Annotated in this window: 11 protein-coding genes; 7 read left to right on the forward strand and 4 right to left on the reverse strand. The window is 73.7% G+C overall.

The annotated features are described in order from the left end of the window. The 4 genes from NWP09_RS09020 to NWP09_RS09035 all read left to right on the forward strand — a co-directional run. Positions 1-1772, forward strand: a 1772-nt coding sequence (locus NWP09_RS09020) for a DEAD/DEAH box helicase (RefSeq protein ID WP_258275186.1), incomplete at its 5' end; no start/stop codon positions are given. A 132-nt stretch (positions 1773-1904) separates the two neighbouring features. Continuing rightward, positions 1905-2663 (forward strand): SDR family oxidoreductase, encoded by a 759-nt coding sequence (locus tag NWP09_RS09025; RefSeq protein ID WP_258275187.1) that lies wholly within the window; start codon positions 1905-1907, stop codon positions 2661-2663. 263 nt (positions 2664-2926) lie between these two features. Beyond that, positions 2927-4759: a DNA helicase RecQ gene (gene recQ / locus NWP09_RS09030; RefSeq protein ID WP_258275196.1), complete on the forward strand. Its 1833-nt coding sequence runs from the start codon at positions 2927-2929 to the stop codon at positions 4757-4759. Then, positions 4756-5124, forward strand: coding sequence for an RNA-binding S4 domain-containing protein (locus NWP09_RS09035; RefSeq protein WP_258275188.1), 369 nt, complete (start codon positions 4756-4758; stop codon positions 5122-5124). Before recQ ends, NWP09_RS09035 begins: the two co-directional genes overlap by 4 nt. Before the next feature lie 57 nt (positions 5125-5181). On the opposite strand, the gene NWP09_RS09040 is transcribed toward NWP09_RS09035, so the two are convergent. Then, positions 5182-5412 (reverse strand): hypothetical protein, encoded by a 231-nt coding sequence (locus NWP09_RS09040; RefSeq protein WP_258275189.1) that lies wholly within the window; start codon positions 5410-5412, stop codon positions 5182-5184. Positions 5413-5463: 51 nt separating this feature from the next. Next, positions 5464-5679: a hypothetical protein gene (locus NWP09_RS09045; protein ID WP_258275190.1), complete on the reverse strand. Its 216-nt coding sequence runs from the start codon at positions 5677-5679 to the stop codon at positions 5464-5466. A 61-nt stretch (positions 5680-5740) separates the two neighbouring features. On the opposite strand from NWP09_RS09045, the gene NWP09_RS09050 reads away from it, so the two are divergent. Next, on the forward strand, positions 5741-6592 hold the full coding sequence (locus NWP09_RS09050) for a CoA ester lyase (RefSeq protein ID WP_258275191.1): 852 nt from the start codon (positions 5741-5743) through the stop codon (positions 6590-6592). A gap of 55 nt (positions 6593-6647) precedes the next feature. Here NWP09_RS09050 and NWP09_RS09055 read toward each other — a convergent pair whose 3' ends face one another. Both NWP09_RS09055 and NWP09_RS09060 read right to left on the reverse strand, forming a co-directional pair. Further along, on the reverse strand, positions 6648-6839 hold the full coding sequence (locus NWP09_RS09055; RefSeq protein WP_258275192.1) for a CsbD family protein: 192 nt from the start codon (positions 6837-6839) through the stop codon (positions 6648-6650). Positions 6840-6907: 68 nt separating this feature from the next. Beyond that, entirely contained in the window at positions 6908-8701 is a 1794-nt protein-coding gene (locus NWP09_RS09060) for an MDR family MFS transporter (RefSeq protein ID WP_258275193.1), read from the reverse strand. A gap of 249 nt (positions 8702-8950) precedes the next feature. Here NWP09_RS09060 and NWP09_RS09065 point away from each other — a divergent pair, with 249 nt between their 5' ends. Together NWP09_RS09065 and NWP09_RS09070 are read left to right on the forward strand one after the other, a co-directional pair. Further along, positions 8951-9604 (forward strand): M15 family metallopeptidase, encoded by a 654-nt coding sequence (locus NWP09_RS09065; protein WP_258275194.1) that lies wholly within the window; start codon positions 8951-8953, stop codon positions 9602-9604. A 154-nt stretch (positions 9605-9758) separates the two neighbouring features. After that, the gene (locus NWP09_RS09070) at positions 9759-10073 is read left to right on the forward strand and encodes a hypothetical protein (RefSeq protein WP_258275195.1); all 315 of its coding nucleotides are present in this window, start codon (positions 9759-9761) and stop codon (positions 10071-10073) included. Positions 10074-10139: the final 66 nt, after the last annotated feature.

Raw genomic sequence — 10139 nt, forward strand, 5'->3', positions numbered from 1 at the left:
GCCGCCCGCAGCGCGACTTCGACCGGGACGACCGGCCGCAGCGCCGCTCCAACCGGGAGGACCGGCCGCAGCGCCGCTCCGATCGCGACGATCGGCCGCAGCGCGGCTTCGGGCGCGACGAGCGCCCGCAGCGCGGCTTCGACCGCGACACGCGTGGTGGCGGACGCAGCACGGAGCGGGACGGCCGGCCGCAGCGCCGCTTCGATCGCGACGACCGCCCGCGGCGCGACTTCGACCGCGACGAGCGACCGCAGCGCGGCTTCGACCGCGACGAGCGCCCGCAGCGGGGCTTCGACCGCGACGAGCGCCCGCGGCGCGGCTTCGACCGTGACGAGCGCCCGCAGCGCGGCTTCGACCGCGACGCGCGCGGTGGCGGCCGTCGCTTCGACCGCGAGGACCGGCCCGAGCGCCGCTTCGACCGTGACGAGCGCCCGCGCCGCGACTCCGCCGACCGGCCGCGCCGCGACAGCACCTACTACCCGTCGCACGACTCGAAGCCGTTCGCGCCGAAGGAGGACGTCGTCCTCGAGCGGCTCGAGGCGAAGACGATCAGCGCGGAGGATGCCGTCGGCGTGAGCTTCGCCGACCTCGGCCTGGGCGACAGCATCTCGGGCGCGCTCCGCGCGATGGGCGCCGAGTCGCCCTTCCCGATCCAGGCCGCGACGATCCCCGACGTCATCGCCGGCCGTGACGTGCTCGGCCGCGGGCGCACCGGCTCCGGCAAGACGATCGCGTTCGGCGCGCCGATCGTCGAGCTGCTGACCCGCAGCCGGCCCGAGCGCCGCGAGCTCGGTCGGCCGCCCCGTGCGCTCATCCTCGCTCCCACGCGAGAGCTCGCGCAGCAGATCAACCACGTGGTCATGGCGCTCGGGCGCTCGGTCGGCGTCTTCACGACCGTCATCGTCGGCGGCGTGAAGCAGGACCGCCAGGTCGAGTCGCTGCGCCGCGGCGTCGACATCGTCATCGGCACCCCTGGCCGCATCGAGGACCTCGTCGAGCAGCGCCGCCTCAACCTCGGCAGCGTCGAGATCGCGGTCATCGACGAGGCCGACCACATGACCGAGCTCGGGTTCCTCGAGCCGGTGCAGCGCATCCTTCGCCAGACCCGCCCCGGCAGCCAGAAGCTGCTCTTCTCGGCGACGCTCGACGCGGAGGTGCAGGCGCTCGTGAAGGAGTTCCTGCCCGAGCCGTCGGTGCACGAGGTCGCGGGCGAGGAGCAGTCGACCTCGACGATCGACCACCAGGTGCTCGTCGTCGACCGCTACGACAAGGACGCGGTGCTCGAGCAGATCGTGCGCAACCCGGGTCGGATCATCGTCTTCACCCGCACGCGCGCGTACGCCGAGCGGCTCGCCGAGCAGTTCGATGACGCGGGGATCGCCGCGGTGAGCCTGCACGGCGACCTGACGCAGGCGAAGCGCAACCGCTCGCTCGACAAGCTCAAGCGCGGCAAGGTCGACGTGCTCGTCGCGACCGACGTCGCCGCGCGCGGCATCCACGTCGACGACATCGCGCTCGTCGTGCAGGCCGACCCGCCGGACGAGTACAAGACCTACCTGCACCGCGCCGGCCGCACGGGCCGCGCGGGGCAGGACGGCCGCGTCGTGACGGTCATCGCGCCGGCTCGCCGCAAGCGCACGCAGCAGCTGCTCGACCGCGCCGAGATCGAGGCGCCGATGATCCCGGTCGTCCCCGGCGACGACCTGCTCGACGCGCTCACGGTGCTCGAGCCGGCCGAGGCGCCGACCGAGCCGCAGCCGGCCGGCGAGTAGCGACCCCCCGCGGGCGGGCACGACGCAAGCCCGCGCAGCGCAGACGGCCCGATCTCGGCGAGATCCGGGCCGTCTGCCGCGTGCGGGCGCCGCTCGGCTTGCGCTGCGCCGGAGCGGGCGTAGCGTGAGGGCATGCGCATCGTCGTCATCGGGGGATCCGGCAACGCGGGCTCGGCGATCGTGCGGGCGCTCGGCCGCCGCGGCGTGGTCGCGGCGCCGATGTCGCGCTCGGGCAAGGCGATCGCCGGCGCGCCGGGCGTGCGCGCCGATGTCGTGTCCGGCGAGGGGCTCGGTGCCGCCCTCGAGGGCGCCGAGGTCGTCGTCGACGCGCTCAACTCGCGCAACCCGCTCGACCTGCGCCCCTTCACGATCGGCGCCCGCAACGTCGTGCAGGCGGCGGAGCGCGCGGGTGTCGCGCGCGTCGTGCTGCTCTCGATCCTCGGCGTCGAGCGCTCGCGCTTCGCCTACCACCGGCGCAAGCGGCAGCAGGAGCTCGCCTACCTCGAGTCGCCGCTCGAGACGTCGATCGTGCGAGCGGCGCAGTTCCACGAGTGGTCGGTCGACCAGTTCGAGGCCGGGTCGGCGCTCGGCGCGATCCCCGTCGCGCTCGGCGGCCGCCTGCAGCCGGTCGCCGTGAGCGAGGTGGCCGAGCTCGTCGCGCACGAGGCGCTCGAGCCGAGCGGCAAGCGCTTCACCGAGATCGGCGGGCCCGAGGTGCGCGTGTCGCGCGACCTCGCGCGCGCGTGGCAGCAGGCGACCGGCGCGCGCGGCATCATCGTCAACGGGCCCTTCCCGCCGTCCCTGCTCGACTACCTGCGCTCGGGCGCGAACCTCACCGAGCAGCACAAGGGCCGGATCACGTTCGAGGAGTGGCTCTCGCGCCGCCGCTGAACCCGCGCCCGACGTCCACAGTCCCGGGCCGGACCGGCGGCCGCCGTGGGCGGCCGGACCTAGGCTGGATGCGCAGGGTGCGCGAAGGGGGAGGCGTGACGGACGCGAGGCACGACGACTGGGCGCCGCCGAGCGATTCCGACGCGCCGGAGCCGTGGGAGTCGTGGGGCGAGCCGGACGACGGCTGGCTGCCGCCGACCGACCTCGACGCGCCGAGCGCGGGCGGTCGAGCCGCGACCGCGGTGCGCTCGGCCGTGCGCGTCGTGCCGCAGCGGGCGGCGGGCGTCGCGGCGAGCGCGAAGGCGGCGACGCCGCTCGAGGCCCTCACGCGCGTGTGGGGCTACGACGCGTTCCGCGGCCAGCAGGCTGCGGTCATCGACGAGCTCGTCGCCGGCCGCGACGCGGTCGTGCTCATGCCCACGGGCGGCGGCAAGAGCCTCTGCTACCAGATCCCCTCGCTCGTGCGGGAGGGCACGGGCGTCGTCATCAGCCCGCTCATCGCGCTCATGCACGACCAGGTCGACGCGCTCGAGCAGCTCGGGGTGCGCGCCGCCTACCTCAACTCGACGCAGTCGATCGACGAGCGGCGCGACGTCGAGCGGCGGCTGCTCGCGGGCGAGCTCGACCTGCTGTACCTCGCGCCCGAGCGGCTGCCCGTCGCCCAGTCGCTGCTCGACGCCGCACCGATCGCGCTCTTCGCGATCGACGAGGCGCACTGCGTGAGCCAGTGGGGCCACGACTTCCGCCCCGACTACCTGCAGCTCGCGGTGCTCGGCGAGCGCTGGCCCGAGGTGCCGCGCATCGCCCTCACCGCGACGGCGACGAGCGAGACGCGCGCCGAGATCGTCGAGCGGCTCGGCCTGCGCAGCGCGAAGGTGTTCGTGTCGAGCTTCGACCGGCCCAACATCCAGTACCGCATCGCGCCGAAGGTCGACGCGAAGGCGCAGCTGCTGCGCCTCATCCGCGACGAGCACCCGGGTGCCGCCGGCATCGTCTACTGCCTCTCCCGGAAGTCGGTCGAGAGCACCGCCGCGTGGCTGCGCGCGCAGGGCGTCGACGCGCTCCCGTACCACGCGGGCCTCGACGGCGGCACGCGGCAGGCGAACCAGCAGCGGTTCCTGCGCGACGACGGGGTCGTGATGGTCGCGACCATCGCGTTCGGCATGGGCATCGACAAGCCCGACGTGCGCTTCGTCGCGCACCTCGACCTGCCGAAGTCGGTCGAGGGCTACTACCAGGAGACCGGCCGCGCGGGCCGCGACGGCGAGTCGTCGACCGCATGGCTGGCCTACGGGCTGCAGGACGTCGTGCAGCAGCGCCGGATGATCGCCGACGGCGAGGGCGACGCGCAGCGCAAGCGCAACCAGACGATGCACCTCGACGCGATGCTCGCGCTGTGCGAGACGGTCGGGTGCCGGCGAGTGCAGCTGCTCGCATACTTCGGCGAGCCGAGCGGTCCCTGCGGCAACTGCGACACGTGCCTGACCCCGCCCGACTCCTACGACGGCACCGTGCCGGCGCAGAAGCTGCTCTCGACGATCGTCCGGCTCCAGCGCGAGCGGCGCCAGTCGTTCGGCGCCGGGCACCTCGTCGACATCCTCGTAGGCGCCGACACCGAGCGCATCCGCCGCTTCGGGCACGACCAGCTCGCGACGTACGGCATCGGGGCAGATCTGAGCGCTGTCCAGTGGCGCGGCATCGTGCGGCAGCTCCTCGCGCAGGGCGTGCTGCAGCCGCAGGGGGAGTACGGAGTGCTCGCGCTCACCGAGGCGTCGGCCGCGGTGCTCGCCGGCGAGCGCGAGGTGCGGCTGCGGCACGAGACGAAGGCGCCCGCGAAGGCGGCGCGCCGCTCGTCGAGCACGGCCGAGCTCGACGACGCCGCGCAGTCGCTGTTCCAGGTGCTGCGCTCGTGGCGCGCCGCGACCGCGAAGGAGCAGTCGGTGCCCGCCTACGTCGTGTTCAACGACCGCACGCTCGCGGCGATCGCCGAGCGCCGCCCCCGCACGATGGTCGAGCTGTCGACCATCTCGGGCGTGGGCGAGGCGAAGCTCGAGCGCTACGGCGAAGCGGTGCTCGAGGTGCTGGCCGACGCATGAGCGAGCGCGTGCGCCTCGACGTGTGGATCTGGGCGGTGCGGCTCGTGAAGACGCGCGCGGCCGCCACCGAGGCGTGCCGGGGCGGCCACGTGAAGCTCAACGGCCAGGCGGCGAAGGCTGCCGCGCCCGTGCGCGTCGGCGACGAGGTGCGGGTGCGCATCCACGGCTTCGACCGCGTCGTCGTCGTGCGGCAGCTGCTCGCGAAGCGGGCGAGCGCGCCCATCGCCGCCGAAGCGATCGAGGACCGCTCGCCGCCGAGGCCGAGCGCGATCGACGCGGCGCAGGTGCCGCACCGCCCGCGCGGTGCCGGCCGGCCGTCGAGCCGAGAGCGGCGCGAGATCGATCGGCTGCGCGGCAGGAGCTGAGGCGCCCCGCGATGGCAGCGGGCGGATGCGCGCTGCGCGACCGGATGGCGGCGGGGGTCAGCCGCCGGTCGTGAGCGAGCCGATCCAGCCCACGGCCCCGAGGACGGCGAGCACGGCGCCGACGACGATGAGCGCGATCTCCAGCCCCTGCCGCCGCTGACCGTGCTCCGCCTTCTCCCGGCGGAGCCGGCCGGTCCGGAGCAGGACGACCCCGAGCACCAGGAGGCCGAGTCCGAGCGCGAGCAGCCAGATCGCGGAGCCCTGCATGATTCCGAAGATCGCATCCATGCCGCGAGGGTAGGCACCGATCCTGAAGAGCGACCGATGGCGGCCGCCTCGTCAGCGCGCGAACGGCAGCAGCAGGCCGAGCAGCGACGGCACCGCGATCGCCGTGCCCAGCACGAGGAGCGTGACGCCGATCGCGAGCGGCGCTCGCGAGGTCGAGTCGTCCCGGCGGCGCGAGCCGACCACGAGCAGCGCGATGCCGCCGGCGATGAGCAGCAGGCCCACCGCGAGGCCCGCCACCCCGAGCACGCCCGCGAAGAGCATCGACATGCGGCGAGCCTAGCCAGGCGGCGCCGCTGCGGGCATCAGCGCGCCGGTTACCCTGGAGCACGTGCCTCGAACCGACGTCTCGCCCGCCATCGCCCGCTCCTGGCTGCTCGTCCCCGCCTCGAAGCCCGAGCTGTTCGAGATCGCGCAGGCGAGCGCCGCCGACGCGATCATCATCGACATCGAGGACGCGGTCGCCGCGAAGGACAAGGTGCAGGCGCGGCAGGACACCGTCGAGTGGCTCTCGACCGGGCATCACGCCTGGGTGCGCATCAACGACGCGGCGAGCGACTTCTGGAGCACCGATCTCGCGGCGCTCGAGGGCACGCCGGGGCTCGAGGGCGTGATGCTCGCGAAGACCGAGTCGGCGAGCCACGTCAACGACACCGCCGACCGGCTGCCGGAGGGCATGCGCATCCTCGCGCTCGTGGAGACCGCGCGCGGGGTGCTGCACGTCGAGCAGATCGCGAACGCGCCCTCGACGTTCCGGCTCGCGTTCGGCACGGGCGACTTCAAGCGCGACACCGCGACGGGGGACGACCCGATCGCCCTCGCCTACGCGCGCTCGCAGCTCGTGATCGCCTCGCGCGCCGCCCGGCTGCCGGCGCCGATCGACGGCCCGACCCTGTCGATGGAGGGCCTCGAGGCCGGCACCCGGCTCGCGAAGGAGATGGGCATGTCGGGGAAGCTGCTGCTGACGCACGAGCAGGCGCCCATGATCAACGCGGGGCTCGCGCCGAGCCCCGACGAGGTCGCGTGGGCGCACGGCTTCGTGCGCGCCTTCGAGGAGTCGGGCGGCAAGATCACCGACGGCAGCGACCTGCCGCGACTCGCTCGAGCGCAGAAGATCCAGGCCCAGGCGCGCGACTTCGGGATCGAGATCGACGCGCAGCGCCTCGGCGACCTCAACTACTGACGACACGACGAAGGGGCGAGCGCGCAGCGCTCGCCCCTTCGTGATCCCAGGAGACCTAGCGGAAGGTGTCCTTGATGTCGTTGCCGGCGTCCTTGACGTGCTCGCCCGCCTGCTTCGCGTTGGCGGCGGCCTCGTCGCGGTGGCCCTCGGCCTCGAGGCGCTCGTTGTCCGTCGCGTCGCCGATGCCCTGCTTGGCCTTGCCGACTGCCTCCTGGGCAGCGTTCGAGATCTTGTCGTCGAGACCCATCTCAACCTCCTTGATCAGCGGAGCGGTCGCTCCACCCATCAACGTAGGCACGGCACCTGGGAGCCGCCTCACGAAGAACCGGGACGCGCCTGGTGATCGTCGGGCACGCGCACGACCGGGATGGACGACGTCGTGACCGGGGGAGCGACGGCACCCGGTGCCGACGCATCCGCCTCGAGCTGGGCGCGCGCGGCGCGCTGCTCCATCGCCTCCTCCATCGCGGACTTCTGCCGCAGCGGCGGCGCCTTGAAGAAGATCGCGAGCAGCAGCGCGACCAGCACGACCGCGAGCGCGACCCAGAACGGGCCCGAGGTCGCGTTCGAGAAGCCGTCGAGGAACGGGGCGGCGAGCCGCGGGTCTGCGGTGTTCAGGAACGACGAGTCCTCGTTGAGGGCGCCGCCGAGCTGCTCGGGGTGCTGCAGGACGTCGAGGATGCGCGCGTTGCCCGGGTCGGAGAGCACGGCCGGGTCCTGCGTCGCCGCCGCCAGGTCGGCACGCAGGTCCCGACGGGCGAACGCCGCCTGGAGCGTCTCCGGGAGCCGCGCGAACAGCATCGAGAAGACGACCGCGACGCCCGCGGTGCCGCCGAGCTGCCGGAAGAAGGTCGCCGAGCTCGTCGCGACGCCCATGTCCTTCGGCTGCACGGCGTTCTGCGCGGCGATCGTGAGCGTCTGCATCAGCTGGCCGAGGCCGAGGCCGAGCAGCAGCTGGCCGACGAGCAGCACCCAGAGCGGCGTCGTGTACTCGAGCGTGACGAGCACGCCGTACCCGATGGCCATCACGGCGAGGCCGACGACGGGGAAGAAGCGGTAGCGGCCAGTGCGGGCGATGATCTGCCCCGAGGCGATCGAGGCGATCATGAGGCCGACGATGAGCGGCAGCGTCGCGAGGCCCGCCTCGGTGGGGTTCATGCGGTGCACGATCTGCAGCACGAACGGGATGATCATCATGCCGGCGAACATGCCGAACCCCGTGAAGACGCCGAGCAGGGTGGCCATCGAGAACGTGCTGCTGCGGAACAGGTGCAGCGGGATGATCGCGGCGTCGCCCATGCGCCGCTCGACGATGAGGAACAGCACCGTGCTGACCGCGCCGACCGCGTAGCAGGCGATCGCCGCCGGCGAGAGCCAGCCCCACACGCGCCCCTGCTCGGCGACGAGCAGGAGCGGCACGACCGCGAGCACGAGGAGCGCGACGCCCCACCAGTCGATGCGCACGCGCTCGTGGTGCGCGGGCAGGTGCAGGTAGTGCCACACCATCCAGAGCGCGGCGGCGCCGATGGGGAGGTTGAACAGGAACACCCAGCGCCAGCCGTCGAGCAGCAGGATCTGCTCCTCGCCTGCGAAGACCCCGCCGATGAGCGGGCCGAGGATGGACGAGACGCCGAAGACGGCGAGGAAGTACCCCTGGTACTTCGCGCGGGCGCGGGGGTCGAGCACGTCGGCCATGATCGTCATCGGCAGCGACATGAGCCCGCCCGCGCCGAGCCCCTGCACCGCGCGGAACGCGGCGAGCTGCACCATGTCCTGCGCGAACGAGCACAGCACCGAGCCGACGAGGAACAGCACGATCGCGATGAGGAAGAGCGGTCGGCGGCCGAAGATGTCGCTCAGCTTGCCGTAGATCGGCGTGACGATCGTCGACACCACGAGGAACGCGGTCACGACCCACACCTGCAGGTCGAGGCCGTGGAGGTCGTCGGCGATCGTGCGCATCGACGTGCCGACGACGGTCTGCGAGATCGACGACAGGAACATCGAGATCATGAGGCCGACGATCACGAGGGTGATCTGGCGGGAGGTCATGAGGGGTTCGCCCGGCGCGGTGGCGCCGCCGGCGGAGCGCTGGTCGCGCTGCTGCATGGGGGTCCTTCGGGGTCGGGAAGATCGTTAGTCTACCGAATGTTCTTGCCGCTCGCCAGCGCGAGGCGCCCACCGAGCGAGTGGCACGATGGTGGCGTGCGCGCCGCTGTCCTCCTCATGTGCGCCGCGCTCGTCCTCACGGGCTGCAGCGCCGAGCCCGAGCCCTCGCCGTCGCCGAGCGCGACTGGCGCGGCGCCCGCTGCCTCGCCCTCCGCGGTCGTGAGTCCGCCGGCGACGGCGCCCCCGGAGATGCCCGGGCCGACCACGACGGCGACGCCGACGGCCGAGCCGGAGCCGACCTCCGCATCCGCCTTCGACATCGACAGCGCCTCGAGCCTGCAGGTGCTCGTCAACAAGCGGCGGCCGCTGCAGCCGCCCGAGTACCGGCCGGCGCTCGTCGCCGTCTCGAGCGCGCAGGAGGGCGGCGAGCGCGTGCGGCCCGAGGTCGACGCGGCGCTCGCGGCGATGTCGGCGGCGATGCGCGCCGAGATCGGGGAGGGCACGTTCGTCTTCTCGTCGTACCGCAGCTTCGAGCGGCAGGGCGAGCTCTACCGCGGCTACGTCGCGCGCTACGGGCAGGCCGAGGCCGACACCACCAGTGCGCGTCCGGGCCACAGCGAGCACCAGACCGGGCTCGCGATCGACGTGTCGGGCACCGGCGGGCAGTGCCGGCTCGCGACGTGCTTCGGCGACACCGCGGCCGGGCGCTGGCTCGCCGCGAACGCGTGGCAGCACGGCTTCGTCGTGCGCTACCCGCAGGGGCTCGAGCACATCACCGGCTATGAGTGGGAGCCGTGGCACCTGCGCTACGTCGGCGTCGAGGTGTCGACCGCGATGCGCGAGGGCGGCGTCGCGACGCTCGAGGAGTTCTTCGGCACCGGGGCGGCTCCCGACTACGGGTGATCGCGTCCCGGGAGCGTGGCCCGCGGCGGCACTGCGGCACCGCCGGGCAGTCGGGGTGCGATCGCGGTTCGGGCACAGGGCGGGCACGGCAGCGGATCGGCTCGGTGGCGGATGCGCTCGGCCGGCTCTGCGGCATCAGTCGTAGCCTGACGGCATGGCGAAGATGAGCGTGAGCGGGCGCAGCGGCGGAGGCGGCGGCTTCGGCGGCGGCGCGCGCGGCTTCATGGGTGGCGGATCGCGGTCCGGCGGCGGCGGGTCGTTCGGCGGCTTCGGCGGGTTCGGCGGCTCGTCCGGCCGCTCGTCGGGCTGGGCGTCCAGTGGCGTCCGCAACTCGTGGAACTGGGCGTCGGGCGTGCAGAGCCGCGGGCGGCACCGCGGTCGCCGAGTGGCCGAGTCGCAGGGCGCGCCCTGGGGACTGCTGCTGCTCATCATCGGCGTCGCGCTGCTCGTCACCTTCTTCGGCGGCTGACGCCCGGCGTCGCGGCGGGCGGCGCGCGCTGCCGGTGCGGCGCAGTGCGGCGCGGGGGCGCGGCGG

Source organism: Agrococcus sp. HG114 (genome assembly GCF_024723325.1).
Taxonomy (GTDB): Bacteria; Actinomycetota; Actinomycetes; order Actinomycetales; family Microbacteriaceae; genus Agrococcus.